Source organism: Inquilinus limosus (assembly GCF_002195995.1).
GTDB lineage: Bacteria > Pseudomonadota > Alphaproteobacteria > DSM-16000 > Inquilinaceae > Inquilinus > Inquilinus limosus_C.
The window spans coordinates 1-20227 of sequence record NZ_NHON01000099.1 but is presented as its reverse complement, the minus strand read 5'-3'; the positions used below and the strand labels follow the sequence as shown (position 1 = coordinate 20227).

Sequence of the window (20227 nt, the reverse complement as noted above, 5' to 3'; positions counted from 1 at the left end):
GGGATTCGCGCCGCTTCGGCTGCTTGATCTCGCCGGCCCGGGCCAGGGCGGCGCCGATCGCGGCGGCCCCCAGCTGCGGCGCGGCCAGCGGCGCCAGGGCGCCGCGGAAGCGGCCGAGCGGGGTGCGGGCGGACCCGACGATGACGACGGGATCTTCGGCGGACATCGATGTCCCCTTGGAACGTTATATGATAAACACAATATTATAACCGTCATCTAAAAAGGCAATCGCCGCCATCGTCGCGCGGCAGATGGGAGGGTCGCATGCGCTACGGCAAGGACCACAAGCAGGAGACCCGCGAGCGGATCGTCCGCACCGCCGCCAAGCGCTTCCGTGAGGACGGGGTGGAGGCGACCGGCGTGGCCGCGCTGATGGCGGATGCCGGGCTGACCCATGGCGGCTTCTACGCCCATTTCCCATCGAAGGAAGCGCTGGTGGCCGCGGCCTGCGCCGAGGGCTTCGGCGAGAGCCGGCGCCGGATGCGCAAGACCATCGAGCAGCGTCCGCCGGGCGAGCGGCTGGCGGCGATGGCCGAATCCTACCTGTCGGCGGCCCATCGCGACCATCCGGGCCATGGCTGCATCGCCGCCGCGATCGGGCCGGAGATCGCCCGCCACCCGGCCGAGACGCGCGCGGAATTCACCCAAGGGCTGCGCGGCCTGGTGGAGACAGCCGAGGCGGCGATCGCCGCCGATGGCGGCGACCCGGCCAGGGCGCCCCAGGCGGTCGCGACCATGGTCGGCGCGCTGATCCTGGCCCGCGGCGCCGCCGATGAGGCCCTGTCGGACCGGTTCCTGGAGAGCGGGATCGAGGCCGTCCGCAGCCTGGTGCCGAAGGCCGGCTGACGGTACCGTCAAGGTTGCAACGGCAACCTTGCGGACGTCGCGCTGCGCCGCGGTCCGGTGCTAGCATCATCCTCTCGCTGTGATATCCCGCGAATTCACATCTGCGTGAGAGGAATGGACATGCGCCGATCTGTGGGAAGCGTTCTGCGGTGCGCGGCGGTCGCCATCGGCCTCGGGCTGGCGGTTCCCGGCCTTCTGGTCCCGGCGGCCACCACCCGGGTGCTGGCCGCCGAGGTGTGGCAGACCCTGCCGGCCCTGGGCCCGGCGCCCAAGGCCGACAGCAGCGGCATGGCGCCGGTCAACGACATCCAGATGTACTATGCCGTCTACGGCAAGGGTCAGCCGGTGATCCTGCTGCATGGCGGGCTGTCGAACTCCGACTACTGGAACTATCTGATCCCCGACCTGGTGGCGCATAACTTCCAGGTGATCGTCGCCGACAGCCGCGGCCATGGCCGCAGCACCCGCTCGGCCCAGCCCTACAGCTACGACCTGATGTCGTCGGACGTGCTGGCGCTGCTGGACCACCTCAAGATCCCGAAGGCCGACCTGGTGGGCTGGAGCGATGGCGGCATCATCGGCCTCGACATCGCCATCCACCATCCGGAGCGGCTGAACCGCGTCTACGCCTACGGCGCGAATTCCGACCTGACCGGGCTGAAGCCGGATTTCGACAAGAACCCGACCTTCGCCGCCTTCATCGAGCGCGCCGGCACCGAATACAAGGCGCTGTCGAAGACGCCGGACCAGTACGACGCCTTCCTGCAGCAGATCTCGCAGATGTGGGCGACCCAGCCCGACTTCAGCGCCGACCAGCTGCGCGGCATCAAGGTCCGCTTCGCCATCGCCGATGGCGAGCATGACGAGGGCATCAAGCGCGAGCACACGGAGTATCTGGCCCGCACCATCCCGGGCGCCGAGCTGCACATCCTGCCGAATGTCAGCCATTTCGGCATGCTGCAGAACCCGAAGGAGTTCAACGCCGCGGTCGTCAAGTTCCTGACCGAGAAGTAAGCCCTCCGGCCCTTGTCCGCCCGGCGTTGCGGCGCCGGGCGGCGGGCTGGTAGAAGGCGCCATGGCCCGCCCGATCTTCACCTTCCCCGACGACGCCGCCTGGAACGAGGCGCGCCAGGCGGTCGAGTTCGGGGTCGAGGTCGGTGACTATGCCGGCCGCGTGTTCCTGCCCTCGGCGGCACTGCGCTCGCTGCTCGGGCACCGGCCGACGCCGGCGGAGGCGGTCGAGATCTACCACCATCACCGCGCCGGCATCGAGCGCGCGGCGGAGCTGCGGATCGAGGAGCGGCGGCTGGACCCCGACGCCAATGTGACGCTGGACGGGCGCGACCTGCGGCGCCGCTGAGCGCCCCTCCCCGGAATCGCGGGATTGCGATTGCCGCCCGATTGCGATAGCCAGTTGCGAATGACACGCATTCCTGGTCAGCGGCGATGATCGAGATCCTGCGGCCGGTCTTCACCGGCGACCTGGCGCATTGCGGCGAGGCCGTGGTGCTGCCGGACGACGAACGCCCTGCCCTGCCCGGCCGCAGCCTGCTGGACCCGGCTGCGATCGACCGGGTGCTGGACGACTATGCCGGCCAATATCCCGGCGCCGACCGGCGGGCCGTCGCCTCCTTCTGGTCGCAATGGTACTTCGCCCGGCTGCTGCCGCCGGTGCTGGCGGCCAGCCTGCTGCTCGGCCGCCGCTTCCCGATCGCGCTGACGGAGATCGGCGTGATCCGCGCGCCGGAGGGCCACCCGATCGCCTTCCGCATGGCGCATGACGGCACGCCTGAGGACGAGCCCGACGCCTTCCGCCGCTTCGACCGGCTGGTGGCCGGCCATATCGAGCCCTTCATCGCCGCCTGGGCGGCGCATACCCAGGTGGCGCCGCGGCTCTACTGGAACAACGCCGCGGTCTATCTGGACTGGATCCTGGGCGAGATCGCGGCCCATCCGCTGGCCGATGCCGGCCTCGCGGCCGAAGCCGGACGCCTGCTGTCCGATCGCGAACGGCCGGACGGCACGCCGAACCCGCTGTTCGAGCCGATCCAGACGGTCGAGGAGGATGGCGAGGCCAAGCGCTGGCGCCGGCTGTGCTGCCTGCGCTACCGCCTGCCGGAGATCGCCGAATGCGGCACCTGCCCGCATCTCCGCGCCCGGTTGCGCAAGGTGGCCCCGGCGCAGCAGGTCGCTTGAGACGCGGGCAAGCTCCGGCGGGAAGACGGCCATTCGAACGCCACCCCGCTCCGATGACCTATTGCGCGGCAGGCGCCAGATTGCGGATGGCGTAGACCTCGGGGAACAGGCGATCCTTGAAATGGGCTGCGGCCGGGGCCGTTTCCTCCAGCAGCTTGTCCACGGCCGCATAGTTCTTGTCATAGACCCAAGGCCGGCGCGGCAGCTCGCGGTCGTTCAGCCAATAGGGGCTCCAATCCGCCGTCGTCTCGATCAGCTCCCGGGCGTAATCGGGGCCGTATTCCAGCGCCCCGTCGACGACGACGTCGACATAGGATTGCAGCAGCGGATAGTCGGCCGACGGCGGCTGCAGCCCCTCGCCCGGCACGCCGTCTTTGCCGACCGAGACATAGACCCAGATCTTGCCCTCGGTCGGCACCTGCTCCCAGGAGACACCCTCGATCGCCTCGCGCGGCACTTCCATGCGCTTGTAGCCGGCTTCGCGCGCATCGAAGGCGCTCATGTCGTTGCCCTCGACCGGGTAGAGCACGCCGTTGATCGTCGTCGCCTGCTCGCCGGTGCCGGGCTTGCGCAGCCCGAGGGCGGTGAAGCCAGACTTGGCGCGATCGACCCAGGCCCTGATATAGCCGAAGGAGGCAGAGACCCGCACCGGGATCGCGTCGATCGGCTTGCTGGCGGTGGAGTTGCGGGACGCGGTGTTGATCAGCGATCCGTAGCCGAAGATGAAGTTCTGCGGCTGGCCGGGCAGTTTCGTCCCCCACCAGTCGGCAGCGCCGGCGCCGGGCGCTGTCGCTGCCAGCGTGAGCAGGGCAAGCCCGGAGATCATCAGGTCTCTGCGATGCATCGTGAATCGCCCCTCGTTCGATCGTCGGCCGGCTGAAGCCGCCGAGACAGACAGATGCCCCGGATAGACAGATGTTCGAACCGATTACACTTCAAAAATCTAATATTAAGTAACGCATCATAAGTTAAATTCGCGTTAAACGTAACATCCTCGAACTGACACTCGGAATATATCCAAATTTATCAAAAATGCACCTGACGAGCGGTTCCAAGGTGGCACTTCGGCAATCAAGCGAACGCTCGAACAATCCTACGACGGCGCGTAACGAGAACGAAGCCAGCCGATGTGTCGGAATGATCAGAGGCGGGCGTGTCGGAATGGACAACGCCACCACATGCTAACGTCTTGAAAGATTTTGGTGAGCCGGGTGGGGCTCGAACCCACGACCAGGGGCTTAAAAGGCCTCTGCTCTACCGACTGAGCTACCGGCTCACACGGCCGGCCCGGGACGTGCCCGGGCGGGCGCGGCGCACATTAGGGAGGCACTGTCCGACGGTCAACACCCCCGCGCCGTTATTCCCCGACGATCCCCTTGCGGGCGAACTGCTCGGTCAGGCGCTTGGCCACCAGCGGGCTGACGAAGGGCGCGATGTCGCCGCCCAGCCGGCCGATCTCCTTGACGAAGCGCGAGGAGATGAACTGGTAGCGGTCCGACGCCATCAGGAACACCGTCTCGATCACCGGATTGATCTTGGCGTTCATGCCGGCCATCTGGAACTCGTACTCGAAATCCGAGACGGCGCGCAGGCCGCGCACCACCGTGGTGGCGCCGACCGAGGCCGCGAAGTTCATCAGCAGCATGTCGAAGGAGCGGACCTCGATCGAGATCCCCTGGGCCACCAGGGGCGCGACGTCGGCCCGCACCAGCTCCACCCGCTCGTCGGTCGAGAACAGCGGGCCCTTGCCGTCGTTGCGGGCCACGGCGACGACCAGATGGTCGACGATCCGCGTCGCCCGCTGGATGATGTCCATATGCCCCTTGGTGATGGGATCGAAGGTGCCGGGATAGACCCCGGTGCGCGCCTTGGACATCCGTGCGGCTTTCCTTATGCGCCGTCGCCGCTGGTTGCGGCGCCGTCCTGTTGCCCCTCAGCGGCCTCATCGGACGAACCACCGTCCTCGACCGCATCCTCGCCGTCGCCATTCTCCTCCGGCACCGAGGCGACGGAGACCACGCGCTCGCCCCCGGCGACGTTGAACAGCCGCACGCCCATGGTCTTGCGGGCGGCGATGCGCACGTCGGAAACCGGGCAGCGGATCAGCTGGCCACCATCGGTCACCAGGATGATCTCCTGGTTCGGCGAGATCGGGAAGCTGGCGGCCACGGCGGTGTTCTTCTCACCCATCTCCATGGCCCAGATGCCCTTGCCACCGCGCCCCGTGAGCCGGTAGCCATAGGCCGAGCTGAGCTTGCCGAAGCCCTCCTCGCTGACCGTGAGGATGAACTCCTCCCCCGCCTCCATCGCGGCGAAGCGGGCGGGGTCGAGGTCGTGCTCCACCACCGTCTCGCTGTCCTCGCCGTCGGTCTCCTCGCCCTCGGCCCGGCGCGCCGCATTGGCCATGCGCAGGTAGTTCGCCCGCTCATCCGCCGTGGCGTCGAGATGGTGCAGGATCGAGATCGAGATCACGGTGTCGCCGTCGCCGAGCCGGATGCCGCGCACGCCGGTCGAATCGCGGCCCTTGAACACGCGCACATCGGTGACCGGGAAGCGGATGCACATGCCGGCATGGGTGGCCAGCAGCACGTCCTGGTCGTCGCTGCACACCTTGACGCCGATCAGGCTGTCGCCCTCGTCCAGCTTCATCGCGATCTTGCCGTTGCGATTGATGCTGGTGAAGTCGGCCAGGCTGTTGCGGCGGACGCCGCCCGAAGCCGTGCCGAACATGACGTAGAGCTGGTCCCAGGTGCTCTCATCCTCCGGCAGCGGCATGACGGTGGAGATGGTCTCGCCCTGCTGCAGCGGCAGCATGTTGACCATCGCCTTGCCGCGCGACTGCGGCGTGCCGACCGGCAGGCGGTAGACCTTGAGCTTGTAGACGATGCCGCGGCTGGAGAAGAACAGCATCGGCGTGTGGGTGTTGGCGACGAACAGGTCGGAGACGAAATCCTCGTCCTTCGTCGCCATGCCGCTGCGGCCCTTGCCGCCGCGGCGCTGCGCCCGGTAGGTCGACAGCGGCACGCGCTTGATGTAGCCGCCGTTGGAGACGGTGACGACCATGTCCTCGCGCTGGATCAGATCCTCGATATCGGCCTCGAATTCGAGGTCGAGGATCTCGGTCTTGCGCGGGGTGGCGAACTGGTCCTTCATCTCGACCAGCTCGCCGCGCATGATCTCCAGCAGCTTCTCGCGGCTGGCCAGGATCGTGAGGTATTCCTGGATCTCGGCGACGATGGCGCGCAGGTCGTCGCCGATCTTGTCGCGTTCCAGCCCGGTCAGGCGATGCAGGCGCAGGTCGAGGATGGCGCGGGCCTGGACCTCGGACAGGCGATAGGTGCCGTCCTCGGCCAGCGGATGGCCGGGTTCGTCGACCAGCGCGATCAGCGGCGCGATGTCACCGGCCGGCCAGGCCGTGGCCATCAGCTCCTCGCGCGCCGTCTGCGGGTCGGGCGCGCGGCGGATCAGCTCGATCACCGCATCGATGTTGACCACGGCGGTGGCCAGACCGACCAGGACATGGGCGCGTTCGCGGGCCCGGGCCAGCAGGTAGCGGGTGCGCCGGGTGATCACCTCCTCGCGGAAGGCGATGAAGGCGTCGATGATCTGCTTCAGGTTCAGCAGCTCGGGCCGGCCGCCGTGCAGCGCCAGCATGTTGACGCCGAAGGAGGTCTGCAGCGGGGTCGAGCGGTACAGCTGGTTCAGCACCACATCGGCGCTGGCGTCGCGCTTCAGCTCGACCACGATGCGCACGCCGTCGCGGTCGCTCTCGTCGCGCAGCTCGGAGATGCCCTCGACCGTCTTGTCGTTGACGACCTCGGCGATGCGCTCCATCAGCCGCGACTTGTTCACCTGATACGGGATCTCGGTGAAGATGATCGCTTCGCGGTCCTTGCGGATCTCCTCGATCGACGACCGGGCCCGCATCACCACGCTGCCGCGGCCGGTGCTGACGGCGGAGCGGATGCCGGAACGGCCGAGGATCAGGGCGCCGGTCGGGAAGTCCGGCCCCTGCACGATCTGGTTCAGCTCCTCGATCGTGATCGCGGGGCTCTCGATCGTGGCCAGGCAGGCGTCGATCACCTCGCCCAGATTGTGCGGCGGGATGTTGGTGGCCATGCCGACGGCGATGCCGCCGGCGCCGTTGACCAGCAGGTTCGGGAAGCGCGACGGCAGCACCGTCGGCTCGGACTGGGTCTCGTCATAGTTCGGCTGGAACTCGACCGTGTCCTTGTCGATGTCATCCAGCATCGCCTCGGCGGCCTTGGCCAAGCGCGCCTCGGTGTAGCGCATCGCCGCCGGGGGGTCGCCGTCCATCGAGCCGAAATTGCCCTGCCCCTGGATCAGCGGCAGCCGCATCGAGAAGTCCTGCGCCATGCGCACCATGGCGTCGTAGATCGCGGTGTCGCCATGGGGGTGGTACTTACCCATGACGTCGCCGACGACGCGGGCCGACTTCTTGAACGGCTTGGTCGAATCGTAGCCGCCCTCCTTCATCGCGAACAGGATGCGGCGATGCACCGGCTTGAGGCCGTCGCGCACATCCGGCAGGGCGCGGGAGACGATCACGCTCATGGCGTAATCGAGGTAGGAGCGCCGCATCTCCTCCTCGATCGTCACCGGGGTGATGTCGAAGTGGGGCGGCGTGGGCGAGCGTTCGGTCAAAGCACTGTCCGGGCTGCTAAAAGGACGCGCCCGGACAGCCTGCCGGGCGGGGCGACGCTAGCACGTTTCCGCACCTGCGAACAATTCGTTACGGGGCCGCTTCGGGGGGCACGGCGGACCGTTCTCAGGCGGTCGCGCCCGCCCCCGCCGCGGCGCGCGCGTCGCCGCGCGCCAGCAGGTGGAATCGGAACGCCAGCAGGGCGACCGAGACCACGCTGGCGATCAGAATCGCCTCGAACAGACCGGCGGCACCGCGCTTCAGATGGACGCCCAGAACCCAGCCCAGCGGCGTCATCACCACGATGTAGGAGATGGTGTGCAGCAGCGTCGGCACGATGATGTCGCCGCGGCCGCGCAGCGCGTTGGCCATCACCACCTGGCCGCCATCGACGATCAGGATGAAGGTCGAAACCAGGACCACCGGCACCACCAGCGGGATCAGGTCCGGGTCGCTGGTGTAGGCGGCGGCGATCGGCCGGGCGAACAGCCACAGCGACGCCCCGAACCCGACCATGACGACGCTGTTGACGCCGAGCCCGACCCAGCCGGCCAGCACCATGTCCTTCAGGTCGCGCCGGCCATGGGCGATGCCGACCCGGACCGCGGTGGCGGAGCCGAGGCCGAGCGCCACCATGAAGATCAGCGCGATCAGGTTGAGGCCGATCGAATAGGCGGCCAGCGGCAGGTCGCCCAGCAACCCGGCGAAGAGGGTCAGGGCGGTGAAGGCACCCGATTCGATGAAGATGCTGAGGCCGCCGCCATAGCCGAGCTGGCGCTGCCTCGACCAGTCGCGCCAGCGCCAGCCGCGCCAGCGGCGGATGCCGTAGTTGTCGCGGTCGCGCATCCACCAGACATAGGCGACCAGGCTGACCGCCAGGAACATGCGGGAGGCGGTGCTGGCCCAGGCGGCGCCGAGCGCCCCGAGCTCCGGCAGCCCGGCGACGCCGAACACCAGCAGCCAATTCACCAGGGCGTTCAGGAGATTGGCCACGATCATCGCGATCATGCCCGGCACCGGCCGCTTCAACCCTTCGAGGAAGAAGGCGGTGACGGTGTAGATCACCGCCGCCGGCATGCCCCAGCCGAGCACGATGGCGATGTCGGCCCCGGCCTTGGACAGTTCCGGCGTCTGGCCGGTCAGGACCAAGAGCGGCTCGATGAAATGGCACAGCACGGCGAGCACCAGGCCGATCACGCCGCCATAGATCAGCGCCCGGTGCCAGACCGCGCCGCATTCGTCGGGCCGGCCGCGGCCGAGGGCATTGGCGGTCGTCACCAGCGTGCCGATGACGAGGCCGGTGGAGGTGCCGATCATGCTGCCGATCGGGGCGTTGGCGATGGAGAGATGGGCCAGGTCGGTGCTGCCGTAGCGGCCGACGAACAGGGTGTCGACCAGCGCCATCAGGATCAGCCCGGCGCGGGCGACGATCACCGGCAGGGCCAGGCGCGTCAGCTCATGGACATGTCGCCGGACCCGGGCGCGCATCCAGCTTTCGCCCGGCCGGATCGGAACCTGGTATGTCACGGCGCCCCTCCTCCCCTTGGAGCGGCACCCTAGCAGCCCGGCGCGGCGGATATCAGGGGGCCGGACGCCGGCCTGCCATGCGGCTCCCCCGGCGGTCGGGGACGGGCTACGCTGGCCCATCATCACCGGCAGGACGCCAGCATGATCACCGCCCTCGCCCTGTTCGCCATGCCCGTCGCCATCGCCGCCATGATCCCGGGCCCGGCCCAGACCGCGCTGGTGGCGCGGGTGCTGTCGCGCGGCGCCGGCGAATCCCTGCCTTTCGTGCTCGGCATGGTCGCCGGCAACGCGCTGTGGCTGGCCGCGGCGGTGTTCGGCCTGTCGGCGCTGGCGCTGGCCTATGAGCCGGTCTTCGTCGCGGTGAAATGGGCCGGCATCGCCTATCTCGCGATCCTCGCCTGGACGCTGTGGCGGGCCCCGGCCGCCGAGCCGGAGGCGCCGCCGCGGCGGACCGGCGGGATTCTCGGCGGGGCGGCGCTGACGCTGGGCAACCCGAAAGCGGTCGTGTTCTACGGCGCGGTGCTGCCGCAGGTGGTCGACCTGACGACGCTGGACGCCGCCGGCATCGCCGCGGTGTTCGCGGTGCAGCTCGGCATCGACCTGACGGTGCAGGCCGCCTATGTGGTCGGCGCCGCCCGGGCCCGCAGCTTCTTCCGCTCGCCGCGCCGGCTCCGCCTGGTCAACCGCTCCGCCGCCGCGATGATGGCGGGGTCCGCCGCGCTGATCGCCAGCCGCGGCTAGGCCGTGAGCGGCGCGCCGACCGGTTCCGCCGGCGCCGCCTCGCCTTCCATCAGCCGGCGCTCGGCCGCGAACAGGGCGGCGATCGCCTCCTTGGCGCGGGCAATTCGGGGCGACCGGCCAACATCCTGGTGCACGACCAGGCGGTAGCGGTGCTCCAGCTCCGGCACGATCGGCGACACCCGCACCAGCTCCGGATCCGCGTCGCCGATGAAGCACGGGATCAGCGCCAGCCCCGCCCCGGACAGCAGCGCCGACAGAATCAGGTCGGTGGTGGTCAGGCGCAGGACGCGCGGCGCCGCCGCCAGCCGGGCGCGCACCGGGTCGGCCGCGGTGATCGGGCTGGTGCCGCCCACCCGCTCGCGGTCGTAGATCACCCAGTCGCAGCGGTCGAAGCGATCCGTGGTCCAGGCCTCGGGATGGCGGTCGACATAGCTGCGCAGGCCATAGACGGCATAGGCCGAGCGCGCGACCAGGCGCGAGCGCAGGCCCGGCAGGTCCGGCACCGCGGTGTAGATGCCGAGATGCACCGAATCGCCGCCGAGATCCGGCACGATGCGCTCGAAATCGATCGCCAGGTTGATGCCCGGCAGCGCCTCCCGCAGCTGCGGCAGCCTTTCGGCCAGGAAGCGGCTGGCCCAGCCATCGGCGGCCACCCGAACCAGCCCGGTGCCGGGATCGGCCTGGACCCGGGCCTCACGCTCCAGCGCCGCCGCGGCCTCCGCCATCGCGCGGAGATGCGGCAGCAGCGCCTCCAAGGCCGGGGTCGGGCGGTAGCCGTCGGCGCCGCGCTCAAACAGGATCAGGCCCAGCCGCTCCTCCAGCGCCTGGACCCGCCGGCCGATGGTGGGCTGGCTGAGGCCGAGGCTCCGCGCCGCCGCCGACAGGCTGCCGGTCCCGACCACCGCATGGATCACGCGCAGATCATCCCAGTCCATCGCGCCCGGCCCCGCCTCGCTTGCTGAACGGAAACGTACAGGTCCTCTTCGAACTTGTCGAATGGCGCACATCCACGTTCAGCAGCATCCTCCGCCCCATCAGCGCCCGATGCACCGGCCGCGGGCAGCTCACCTGACAGGCAACTCTCCTGACAGGATGATGTCAGGAGGGGTGGCGTAGTCTCCCATCATCGCCCCGGGCCGCCGGGGCCGGCGATGGAGGATCGGATGGCCGTGCTGACGGAGGTGGTGATGTACCGGGCGCGGCCCGGCGCCCCGGCCAAGACCGTGGTCACGGTGTCCGACGCCACCGGCCCGGTGATCACCGGCGGCTACGGCATCGACACGGTGCCACCGCCGGCGCCGAAAGCGGCCGCCTGCCCGATCGCGATGGCTTCTTCGAGGAGATCGTCATGAGCACCCATGTCCTGCGCCTGCCGCTGCGCCAGCGCCCCGTCGGCCTGCTGGGACGGATCTGGCGCCATCTCTCCGGTGGATCGGCGCGTTTCGCCAGGCGGCCGAACCGGCTGCGGCTGGAGACGCTGAGCGATTCCGCCCGCCGCGACCTCGGCCTGCAGATGGATGCGGAGTTCGACGCCGCGCTCACCCGCATCGGCCTCATGGCCGTGGCCGGTCGGACCCTGCTGTAACGACCTTGACCAGGAGCTTGCCGAAATTCTCGCCCCGGAACAGCCGCAGGAAGGTCCGGGGCGCGTTCTCCAGCCCTTCGGCGACATCCTCGCGGTAGCGGATCCGGCCGTCGCGGATCCAGCCAGAGACATCGCGCAGGAAGGCGGCGTGCTGGTCGGCGAAGTCGCCGACGATGAAGCCGCGCAGGGTCAGCCGCTTCGACAGCACCTCGCGCATCAGCTGCGGCATCCGGTTCGGCCCCTCTGACGCGCCGACAGAGTTGTACTGGGCGATCAGGCCGCAGACCGGGACCCGGGCGAAGGGGTTCAGCAGCGGCCACACCGCCTCCCACACCGCGCCGCCGACATTCTCGAAATAGACGTCGATGCCGTCCGGCACCGCCGCGCGCAGACGGTCGGCGAAATCCGGCGCGCAGTGGTCGACCGCGGCGTCGAAGCCGAGCTCGCCGGTCAGGTAGGCCCCCTTCTCGGCCCCACCGGCGATGCCGACGACGCGCGCGCCCTTGATCCTGGCGATCTGCCCGACCACCGACCCGACGGCCCCGGAGGCGGCGGAGACCACGACGGTCTCGCCCGGCCTGGGCTGGCCGATGGTCAGGAGCCCGGTATAGGCGGTCATCCCGGGCATGCCGAGCACGCCGACCGCGGTCGAGACCGGCGCCAGCGACGGGTCGACCTTGCGCAGCCCGGTGCCGTCGGACAACGCGTAGTCCTGCCAGCCGGTGCGGCCCTCGACGATGTCGCCAGCGGCGAATCCGGGATGATTCGAGGCGATGACGCGGCCGACCGCGCCGCCGACCATGACCTGGCCGATCTCGACCGGCGCCGCGTAGGATTTCGCGTCGCTCATCCGGCTGCGCATATAGGGGTCGAGCGACAGCCACAGCGTGCGGATCAGCAACTGGCCGGGCCCGGGCGTCGGCACCGGCCCCTCGACCAGGCGGAAATCGGTGTCCTTCGGCTCGCCGACCGGCCGCGCGGCCAGCAGGATCCGGCGATTCACATCGGTGCTCATGACGGGCTCCCATCTGCGGATGACGGGAGCTAAGCACCATTGTCGCGCATGATGAAGGGGTTCGACTGAATTAACAGATCTTATGCGTGGAAAATTCATCCAGGCGCCGGCGTCACATCCCCCGGATAAAGCCCGTGACCGTCACGGCGAGCAGCCCCAGGGCCAGCGCCGGGCCGAAGGGCCGCATCTCGCGCCACTTCACCCCGCGCCAAGGGGCCAGCACCAGGGTCATGACCAGCGCCGCGAGGCTGGCCAGAATCAGGACGATCAGGCTGCCCTGCACCCCGACCCAGAGGCTGGCGGCGGTGAGGAATTTGAGATCCCCCCAGCCGATCCGGGCGTGACGGTCGATCTTCTGCATCAGCCAGGCGGTGCCGGCCAGCAGCAGGAAGGTGACGGCGGCCGCCCCGAGGGAGAAGCCGAGCGTCCGCAGCGTCGGGTCACGGACCAGCGCCAGGGCCAGGCCGCAGACGCCCAGCGCCAGGTTGCAGATGTTCGGGATCCTGCTCTCGCGCAGATCGATCAACACGATCGGCAGCAAGAGCAGGATCAGAAGGCCGAGGGCGATGAAGTCGAGGCCGGCCATCAATATCCGCCGTTGGCGATGGTCACGGTGGCGGAGGGATTGGACAGCGGCATGGGCAGGAAGGGGGTCTTGCCGTCATCGCCGTTCAGATCGTTCGCGGTGTTGCGGGCAGCCTGGTCGTAGGTCACCGTGACCTGGAACAGGTTGGCGTCGCTGGTCGAGGCATCGGCGACGATGGTGCAGGGCTTGCCCGCGCCGCAGCTCTCGATGCTGCCGAGGATCGGGCCATAGGCGGAGAGCACGGCGATCGCCGCCTTCTGCGCCAGATCCTTGCGCTCATCGAGATTCATCCCGGCGATGGAGGCGCGAGCCCCCTCCGCCGCCGCCTGGTTGACCGCGAGCCAGGCGCCGAAATGCAGGCCGTAGATGACCATGCCGAACAGGAGGACGAGGAAGACCGGCGCGATCAGGGCGAATTCGACCGCGGCCAGCCCCGACTCGTCGGAGAGGGCGGCAGGCGCCCCAGCGCCCGCCGTCCGAGGTGCACGTGGTGCAGGAGTAGTCATGGCTGTTCCCATGAACTCGTTGGAGTGAGGCTGACCGGACCGCCGGGATCAGCCGGCGCCGAACGCGGCGCCGATCCGGGCGAACGCGTCGGTGATGCTTCCGGCGAGCGCCGTGGCGGCGGCGGTGATGCCCAGGGCGAGCAGGCATCCGAGGATCGCGTATTCAACGGCCGTAATGCCCTGGTCGTCACGAACGACTTGGCGCGCCTTCTTGAAGAATTTCCGCAACATCATGATAAACCTCCTGAAATTCCGGGATCCTGCTGCCCGCCCGCGTCCCGGTGCCGCCGGCGGTGTTCCGATTACCTGATCAGCACCGGCACGCCGCAGCGGACGCCGGTGACGGTGACATCCATCACGCCGATGCGCACGCCGAGGGCGGCGAGCAGATTGTCGACGAGAGGATCGAGGAGGCCCTTGATCACAGGGGCCAGAAGCTGGTTGAGGGCCGTGACCGTGGTGCTGACCACCTTCAGGTCGACCGGCAGCAGGCAGAGCTGGCCCAGGCCGAGGATGCAGGCCTTGAGGTCGAGATTCGGCTTGCCGGTGACCGGATCGATGCCGAGGCTGCCCAGCAGGTTCTCGATCTTCGGGCTGCCATAGAGGGATTGCGGAATCCGGCCGTCGATATCGGCGCGATCGAAGGTCATCTCCGCCTTGTTGGCGAACAATCCCTTGAGCTCGGCCCGCCCGTTGATCCGGACGAGCCCAAGCAAACCGAGCACGCTGACATCGACCAGCGACGCCGGCTGGATGTCGGTCTGGTAGTCGATCTTGTGGCTGAAATTGGTCATCAGGTTCATCGGCAGCGTGCCGATATAGGCGGCGGCCGCATCGATATCGGCATCGACCTTCACCTGGACGTCCGGATCGCAGGTGATCGAGGTCAGCGTGGCGTTACCGGGCGCGGCCTCGATATAGACCGGCAGCTGGATGCCCTGGCCGAGCAGGCCGAACAGGTCCAGCAGCTGCAGCTTGATCTGCGTCCGCACCTGCGCCGTGTGGACTGAGATGCCCCGCGGCCCGAAGGCGAAGGGCGGAGTCTGCGGCTTCTCGATCACCGTGGCGGCGACCTGGACCGATGCCACGCCGGGCAGGCCGACGGTCAGCGACGGGATCGAGATGAAGTTCTGGCCGTTCGCCACCTGGGCGCTGAGCGTGACCAGCTGGTACAGGTTCAACCCCGCCTGCAGCGCGCTCGGCTTGGTCGAGCTGCCGACCTCCTGCGTCTTCCAGAGGCCCAGGTCCAGCAGCTTGCCCAGGGCCAGGTCCGGGTTGCCGGCGATCTGCGACTGCAGCGCCAGCAGGGCATTCAGCGCGTCGAGGTCGAGGCCGGCGATGTTGCCCTGCTTGTGCAGCACATCGATCGCCGCCTGCAGGATCTGGCCGACCTTGACGTTGCTGTCGAGCAGGCTGTCATAGGTGCCGACCGAGGCGCCGACATGTGTCGCCAGGGCGTCGAGGAAGGTCAGCGCGTCGATATCGGTGTTGACCAGCCCATTATAGTGCACGGCGGTCAGGCTGATCTTGGTGCCCAGCACCCCGCCCAGCACCGCGTTCAGCAGAGGGCTCTGCGTCGTGTCGAGCGTCAGCAGGCCGGTGCCGGCCTGCAGTCCGGCCTCATCGATCCGCGCCGCCGTCGACCGGGTGCTGATCGGGTAGATGCCTTCCTTGTTCGGGCTGCCGCCCTGGCCCATCTGGCCGTCGCCGGTCTGCAGCAGCGACCGCGACAGCACGCCGGGCACCGTGGTGTGGGCCGTGACCTGCACCGCGCTGTACTCGTCCGGCGCGGGATCACCGGCCTCGCAGGCCGTGAGGCCGAGCTTGAAGCGATCCGCCGGCTTCGCCCCCTCGGGGCAGTACACGCCCGGCAGGGCCGAGGTCAGGCTGCTGGTTTCGAAGCCATTGGCCTCGAGCAGATTGCCGGCGATCGTCGTGGCGTCGGAGATCTTCAGCGCGGCCGACAGGGCCGAGACATCCGTCGCCACCTGCAGGTGGCGCTGCTGCGCGTACCAGAGGCCGACATCGGTGGCCAGCGCCGCCGTCCCGATCAGCGGCACCAGCATCAGTGCCGCGAAGGGCGCGATCGCGCCCCCGTCACCCGATCCGCGACGTATCAATCTCCCGATCATGGCAGCCCCCCCGATGACGACCCCATGCCGCCCCCAAAGCCGGATGGCGGCCCGTAGGAGCTGTTGCCCGAAAGCGGTTGAAGCGGCTTGCCGATGTCCTGGATGAAGTTGGAATAGACCTGACCGGCCTCCGCCCCCGACAGGCCGGCCGGCGCGCCAGGGCCCGGATGCGGGCGCTGCTGCGCCTGGATCACCTGCAGGGCGCGGTTGCTCTCGAACCAGTCGGGCGCCTTCGGCTGCACCAGCTGCTGCTGGGCCAGCGCCGCGGCCGGCAGGAACAGGGCGCATGCGCCCAACGCCGCAAGGCATGCTCGCATCATGGCTGGTTCTCCGAAGCTTGCGCCAGGCGCCGCGGCGCCGCCGTGCCCGTGCCGGCGCTGGTCGGACCGCGCATCTGGCCACGGGCGGTCTTCAGCATCTGCTCGACCGCGCGCCGCTCCTGGGCGTTGGTGATCCGGCGGAGCATCGCCTTGGCGGCATCGCCCTGGCCGGCGATGTCGAGGCATAGAATCAGGTTGTTGCGGACCTGGGCATTCTCCGGCGCCAGCTCGGTCGCCTGGCGCAGGGTGAACAGCGCCTCATCGTAGGAGGCGATCCGCATCTCGGCGAAACCGAGGTCGTTCAGGTATTTGACGTTGATCGGCTCGCGCCGCACGGCCTCGTGGAAATAGGCCCGCGCCTTGGCCCAATCGCTGCGGCCGGCCGCGACACGGCCGAGGCCGTCATAGGCCGCGGGGGCCTGGTCACCCTCCAGCAGATCCCGGTAGATCGCCTCGGCGCGCGCATAGTCCTGAATGTCGAGGAAAGCGTCCCCGCGCAGCACCTGCGCCCGCGCGTCGCCCGGGTGGCGGTTGTCGTAATCGTCGAGATAGGCCAGGGCGGCGCGCGACTTGCCGCCCTGGCGCAGCTTGTCGACGATGCCGAGATACAGGTCGCGCGAATTCTCTGCGTCGAGCGGCGCAGCCTGCGGCAGCGTGTCCGCCGGCGACGGCTCCCGATGCACGGTCTGGCTGCCGCCGAACAGGCCGCAGGCGGAGAGCCAGGGCAGCAGCAGGGCGGCCAGGCGGGAGGGGTTTCGCATCATCGGCCCAGTCCCGTCAGGGTGGCGAGGATGGTGACGACGGCCGGGGCCACCAGCACGATGAACAGCGCCGGCATCATGAAGACGATCATCACTATGGTCATCTGCGTGGTCTTGCGGCCGATGCTTTCCTTGGCCGAGGACACGCGCCGGTCGGCGAATTCGCGCACGAACTCACGCAGCGCCGGCCCCAGCTCGGTGCCATACATCAGGGTCTGCTTGAACAGGGCCGCCACCTCGCGGATGCCGCCGACGCCCAGCCGGTCGGCCCAGCGGTCCAGCGCCTGGTCATAGGCCATGCCGCGCTGCAAGTCCTCGACCAGCACCCGCATCGACTGGCGGACATGCGGCATGGCGTTGCCCTCGCCCTGCGCCACGGTGCGGAAGCACTGGTCCAGGCTGACGCCGCTTTCCAGCATCAGCAGCAGCACGTCGAGGACGAAGGGCAACTCGGCGCTGACCCGCCGCAGCCGGACCGAGGCCAGCGAGCGCAGCACGAACTTGGCGGCGATATAGACCAGGCCGCCGGCCGCCAGCGGGTAGAAACGGGCGACGCCGGACCACATCCCCAAGAGCCACAGCACCAGCCCGGTGCCGAGAATGGCCAAGAGCGCCGCGGCGAAGCGCAACCCGGCGAACACCATCAGCGCCTGCGGGTCGTAATACCCGGCCGACCGCAGGTGCTGCAGGATCTCCTCGCGGTCCTTGGCGCCGCCGACCAGCACCGGCGCGAAGGGCCGCAGCCAGCCGAGCTGGGCGGCGGTGCCGTCCGGCGCCTGGTCGGACAGCCGGGTCAGCCGTCGCTTCAGCCGCGCCTCGCCCACCGTGCCGCGCAACCCCAGCCCCAGCAGCAGCAGGCTGGAGCCGGCGGTGATGACGATGAAGGCGAGCTCGAGGCTGAAGGCCGGCATGGCGTCAGAACTCCAGCCGCATGATGCGACGCATGACCAGCACGCCAAACAGCTGCAGCCCGACGGCGATCAGGGCCAGGCGCGGCCCCTGCTCCGCATGGATGAAGAACATGATGTAGGCCGGCTTGATCACCGAGATCATCACCAGCACCACCGACGGCATCAGGCCGAGAACGATGGCGCTGAACCGGATCTCCGCCGTCGCCGCCTTCAGCTCGCGCTCCACCCGGGTGCGCTCCCGTAGGATCTGCACCAGGTTGGCCAGAACCGCCGACATCCGGCCGCCATAGCGGAAATTGACCTCGGTCGCGGTCGCCAGCATGAACAGCTCCGGCACCTCCAGCCGCCCGGCGAGCCAGGACACGGCCTCCGGGATCGGGGCGCCGTTGTTGATGCGCCGGATCATCGGCTGCAGATAGCGCTGCATGGCCGGCGACGTGTTCTCCGCCGCCTTCAGCAGGCCCTGCTGCATCGAGTTGCCGACCATGAGGAGCTGGCGCAGTGCGTCCAGGAAGAAGGGCAGGCCCAGCAGGAAGGCGTTGATCCGCCGGGTGGCCAGCGCGTGCAGGGCATAGACCGCGGCGCCGACGGCCAGGACCGGGACGGCGGCGGCGGCGATCGGGCTGACCAGCCAGGCCACGGCGACGGTGGCGGCGATCACCAGGATCGCGGCCAGCACCAGCCGGTCCGGCCGCAGCACGATGTCGGCGCGGTTCAGCCACAGCCGCAGGAAGCGCGGCCCGCCTTGCCCGGCGGGCACCGGCCGGGCGCCGGCGGGACGGCCGCCCGCCGTCTCCACCACGCCGTCCGGCACGGCACTGCGCAGCAGTTCCAGCCTGGCCTGCACCTGCTGCTGCTGGCGGCGCTGCCGGCGGCCGGCGACCAGGCTGATGCCAGCCATCACGAACAGCGCCAGCACGCCCAGCAGCAGGAAGGCGAAGCCGGTCATGCCGCCCCTCCCCGCGCCGCGGCCAGCCGCAGGTCCGGCGCCCCGACCAGGCGATGGGCGTAGAAGGGGCGCGCCGACAGGGTGCGGAACTCGCCGAGCCCGCTCAGCGGCGGCTGCTCCTCGAAGCTGAACAGCGGGTTAAGGGTGAAGTTGTCGCCCTCCATCCCGGTCAGCTCCGACACCGAGGTCACGCGCCGCTTGCCGTTCGCCAGCCGGTTGACCTGCACGACGATGTGGACGCTGTTGGCGATGTAGCGGCGCACTGTCTTCGGATCGCCGCCCAGGCCGCCGAAGCCGAGCAGCATCTCCAGCCGCCCGAAGGCGTCGCGGCTGGAGTTGGCGTGCATCGTGGCCATCGACCCGTCATGGCCGGTGCTCATCGCCTGCAGCATCTCAACCGCCTCGGCGCCGCGCACCTCGCCCAGGATGATGCGGTCCGGCCGCATCCGCAGGGCGTTGCGCACCAGATCACGGGCGGTCACCTCGCGGCTGCCGTCGAGGTTGGGCGGCCGCGTCTCCAGCCGCACCACATGGCTCTGGCGCAACTGCAGCTCGGCGGCGTCCTCGATGGTGATCAGCCGCTCCTTCTCGTCGATGTAGCCGCTGAGCATGTTGAGCAGCGTGGTCTTGCCCGAGCCGGTGCCGCCGCAGATCAGGATGTTGAGGCGCGAGCGCACCGCCGCCGCCAGGAAGCTCATCATCTCCTGGCTCATCGAGCCGAGGCGCACATAGTCCTGCGCGCCCATGGCCTGGACCCGGAACTTACGGATCGACACCATCGGCCCGTCCAGCGCGATCGGCGGGATCACGACATTGACGCGCGACCCGTCGGGCAGGCGCGCGTCGACATAGGGCGTCGCCTCGTCCACCCGGCGGCCGATCGGGCTGACGATGCGCTGGATGATGTTCATCAGATGGGCGGTATCGCGGAACCGCACCGGCACCGCCGCCATCTGGCCGCCGCGCTCGACATAGATCCGGTACGGGCCGTTGACGATCACGTCGTCGATCGACGGGTCCTTCAAGAGCGGCTCCAGCGGGCCGAGGCCGATCACCTCGTTCTGCACCTCGGAGGCCAGCAGGGCGCGCTCGGCGGCATTCAGCGCCAGCCCTTCCTTGGCGGCGAAGCGGGTGATCGCCTGCTCGATGCCGTCGCGGATCATCGACTGGCTGGCCGATTCCGCGTTGATGCCAAGCGCCTCGAGCTGCTCCAGCACCAGGTTGAAGATCGCGAACTTCGTGCGCTGGTAGGCGTCGGTGGTGCGCAGCTCCGCCGCGGCGAGCTCCGCCTCCCCGCCTGTCCTGACGCCGACGCCGTTGATCAGCCCCGCCATCGCCGCCTTCTCCTCACGACGTCCGCAGCCGGCGGAACAGGCCGGCGCCGCGCGGCGCCGGCCGGGCCGCGCCCGGCGCAGCCGGCGCCACCCCGGCGGCGGCCTGTTGCGCCGGCTGCGGACGTCGTGTGGAGAAGGCGGCGATGGCGGGGCTG

Annotated in this window: 22 protein-coding genes, 1 tRNA gene and 1 pseudogene; 7 read left to right on the top strand and 17 right to left on the bottom strand. The window is 69.4% G+C overall.

From position 1 onward, the window contains the following. Positions 1 to 166 (bottom strand): annotated as a pseudogene (locus BWR60_RS36610) (hypothetical protein); the annotation flags it as partial. 98 nt (positions 167 to 264) lie between these two features. On the opposite strand from BWR60_RS36610, the gene BWR60_RS30720 reads away from it, so the two are divergent. The 4 genes from BWR60_RS30720 (at position 265) to fhuF (ending at position 3042) form a co-directional block, all read left to right on the top strand. Then, positions 265 to 846: a TetR/AcrR family transcriptional regulator gene (locus BWR60_RS30720; RefSeq protein WP_088156209.1), complete on the top strand. Its 582-nt coding sequence runs from the start codon at positions 265 to 267 to the stop codon at positions 844 to 846. A 120-nt stretch (positions 847 to 966) separates the two neighbouring features. Next, a complete protein-coding gene (locus BWR60_RS30715; protein ID WP_218823758.1) occupies positions 967 to 1860 on the top strand; it encodes an alpha/beta fold hydrolase in 894 nt (297 codons plus the stop codon). 61 nt (positions 1861 to 1921) lie between these two features. Continuing rightward, positions 1922 to 2206 (top strand): DUF1488 family protein, encoded by a 285-nt coding sequence (locus BWR60_RS30710; protein ID WP_034833424.1) that lies wholly within the window; start codon positions 1922 to 1924, stop codon positions 2204 to 2206. A gap of 86 nt (positions 2207 to 2292) precedes the next feature. After that, positions 2293 to 3042 (top strand): siderophore-iron reductase FhuF, encoded by a 750-nt coding sequence (fhuF, locus tag BWR60_RS30705; protein WP_088156205.1) that lies wholly within the window; start codon positions 2293 to 2295, stop codon positions 3040 to 3042. A gap of 58 nt (positions 3043 to 3100) precedes the next feature. Here the strand turns inward: fhuF and BWR60_RS30700 are convergent, their stop codons facing one another. The 5 genes from BWR60_RS30700 to BWR60_RS30680 form a co-directional block, all read right to left on the bottom strand. Beyond that, positions 3101 to 3886, bottom strand: coding sequence for a gamma-glutamylcyclotransferase family protein (locus BWR60_RS30700; RefSeq protein WP_218823757.1), 786 nt, complete (start codon positions 3884 to 3886; stop codon positions 3101 to 3103). Positions 3887 to 4242: 356 nt separating this feature from the next. After that, positions 4243 to 4318: transfer RNA gene (locus BWR60_RS30695), tRNA-Lys, on the bottom strand. An 81-nt stretch (positions 4319 to 4399) separates the two neighbouring features. Further along, positions 4400 to 4918, bottom strand: coding sequence for a pantetheine-phosphate adenylyltransferase (gene coaD, locus BWR60_RS30690; protein ID WP_088156201.1), 519 nt, complete (start codon positions 4916 to 4918; stop codon positions 4400 to 4402). Positions 4919 to 4932: 14 nt separating this feature from the next. Then, positions 4933 to 7707, bottom strand: a complete 2775-nt coding sequence (gene gyrA, locus BWR60_RS30685) for a DNA gyrase subunit A (protein WP_275542410.1) — start codon at positions 7705 to 7707, stop codon at positions 4933 to 4935. Positions 7708 to 7831: 124 nt separating this feature from the next. Next, on the bottom strand, positions 7832 to 9232 hold the full coding sequence (locus BWR60_RS30680; protein ID WP_230983229.1) for an MATE family efflux transporter: 1401 nt from the start codon (positions 9230 to 9232) through the stop codon (positions 7832 to 7834). A gap of 141 nt (positions 9233 to 9373) precedes the next feature. On the opposite strand from BWR60_RS30680, the gene BWR60_RS30675 reads away from it, so the two are divergent. Beyond that, positions 9374 to 9973 carry a LysE family translocator gene (locus BWR60_RS30675; RefSeq protein ID WP_088156199.1) on the top strand — a complete coding sequence of 200 codons (600 nt, stop codon included), beginning with the start codon at positions 9374 to 9376 and terminating at the stop codon, positions 9971 to 9973. Here the strand turns inward: BWR60_RS30675 and BWR60_RS30670 are convergent. Further along, on the bottom strand, positions 9970 to 10908 hold the full coding sequence (locus BWR60_RS30670; protein WP_179222018.1) for a LysR family transcriptional regulator: 939 nt from the start codon (positions 10906 to 10908) through the stop codon (positions 9970 to 9972). The genes BWR60_RS30675 and BWR60_RS30670 overlap by 4 nt on opposite strands. 228 nt (positions 10909 to 11136) lie before the next feature. Between BWR60_RS30670 and BWR60_RS30665 the strand changes: the two genes are divergently transcribed. Further along, positions 11137 to 11325, top strand: a complete 189-nt coding sequence (locus tag BWR60_RS30665) for a hypothetical protein (protein WP_088156195.1) — start codon at positions 11137 to 11139, stop codon at positions 11323 to 11325. Beyond that, positions 11322 to 11558 (top strand): hypothetical protein, encoded by a 237-nt coding sequence (locus tag BWR60_RS30660; protein WP_088156193.1) that lies wholly within the window; start codon positions 11322 to 11324, stop codon positions 11556 to 11558. Before BWR60_RS30665 ends, BWR60_RS30660 begins: the two co-directional genes overlap by 4 nt. Here the strand turns inward: BWR60_RS30660 and BWR60_RS30655 are convergent. The 10 genes from BWR60_RS30655 to BWR60_RS30610 all read right to left on the bottom strand — a co-directional run bounded on the left by BWR60_RS30655 (position 11527) and on the right by BWR60_RS30610 (position 20072). Further along, entirely contained in the window at positions 11527 to 12573 is a 1047-nt protein-coding gene (locus tag BWR60_RS30655; RefSeq protein WP_088156191.1) for an NADP-dependent oxidoreductase, read from the bottom strand. The genes BWR60_RS30660 and BWR60_RS30655 overlap by 32 nt on opposite strands. A gap of 112 nt (positions 12574 to 12685) precedes the next feature. After that, complete coding sequence (locus tag BWR60_RS30650; protein WP_088156189.1) at positions 12686 to 13159, bottom strand: prepilin peptidase; 474 nt, start codon at positions 13157 to 13159, stop codon at positions 12686 to 12688. Next, positions 13159 to 13665 (bottom strand): TadE/TadG family type IV pilus assembly protein, encoded by a 507-nt coding sequence (locus BWR60_RS30645; protein ID WP_179222017.1) that lies wholly within the window; start codon positions 13663 to 13665, stop codon positions 13159 to 13161. The genes BWR60_RS30650 and BWR60_RS30645 overlap by 1 nt, the downstream gene beginning before the upstream one ends. A gap of 48 nt (positions 13666 to 13713) precedes the next feature. Next, on the bottom strand, positions 13714 to 13899 hold the full coding sequence (locus BWR60_RS30640) for a Flp family type IVb pilin (protein ID WP_088156185.1): 186 nt from the start codon (positions 13897 to 13899) through the stop codon (positions 13714 to 13716). 68 nt (positions 13900 to 13967) lie between these two features. After that, the gene (locus tag BWR60_RS30635; protein ID WP_088156183.1) at positions 13968 to 15797 is read right to left on the bottom strand and encodes a pilus assembly protein TadG-related protein; all 1830 of its coding nucleotides are present in this window, start codon (positions 15795 to 15797) and stop codon (positions 13968 to 13970) included. Next, on the bottom strand, positions 15794 to 16117 hold the full coding sequence (locus BWR60_RS37355) for a hypothetical protein (RefSeq protein ID WP_179222016.1): 324 nt from the start codon (positions 16115 to 16117) through the stop codon (positions 15794 to 15796). The genes BWR60_RS30635 and BWR60_RS37355 overlap by 4 nt, the downstream gene beginning before the upstream one ends. Further along, positions 16114 to 16881: a tetratricopeptide repeat protein gene (locus tag BWR60_RS30625; protein WP_088156179.1), complete on the bottom strand. Its 768-nt coding sequence runs from the start codon at positions 16879 to 16881 to the stop codon at positions 16114 to 16116. Before BWR60_RS30625 ends, BWR60_RS37355 begins: the two co-directional genes overlap by 4 nt. Beyond that, positions 16878 to 17789, bottom strand: coding sequence for a type II secretion system F family protein (locus tag BWR60_RS30620; RefSeq protein WP_088156177.1), 912 nt, complete (start codon positions 17787 to 17789; stop codon positions 16878 to 16880). Before BWR60_RS30620 ends, BWR60_RS30625 begins: the two co-directional genes overlap by 4 nt. Positions 17790 to 17793: 4 nt before the next feature. After that, the gene (locus BWR60_RS30615) at positions 17794 to 18738 is read right to left on the bottom strand and encodes a type II secretion system F family protein (RefSeq protein ID WP_088156175.1); all 945 of its coding nucleotides are present in this window, start codon (positions 18736 to 18738) and stop codon (positions 17794 to 17796) included. Then, the gene (locus tag BWR60_RS30610) at positions 18735 to 20072 is read right to left on the bottom strand and encodes a CpaF family protein (protein WP_088156173.1); all 1338 of its coding nucleotides are present in this window, start codon (positions 20070 to 20072) and stop codon (positions 18735 to 18737) included. Before BWR60_RS30610 ends, BWR60_RS30615 begins: the two co-directional genes overlap by 4 nt. Positions 20073 to 20227: the final 155 nt, after the last annotated feature.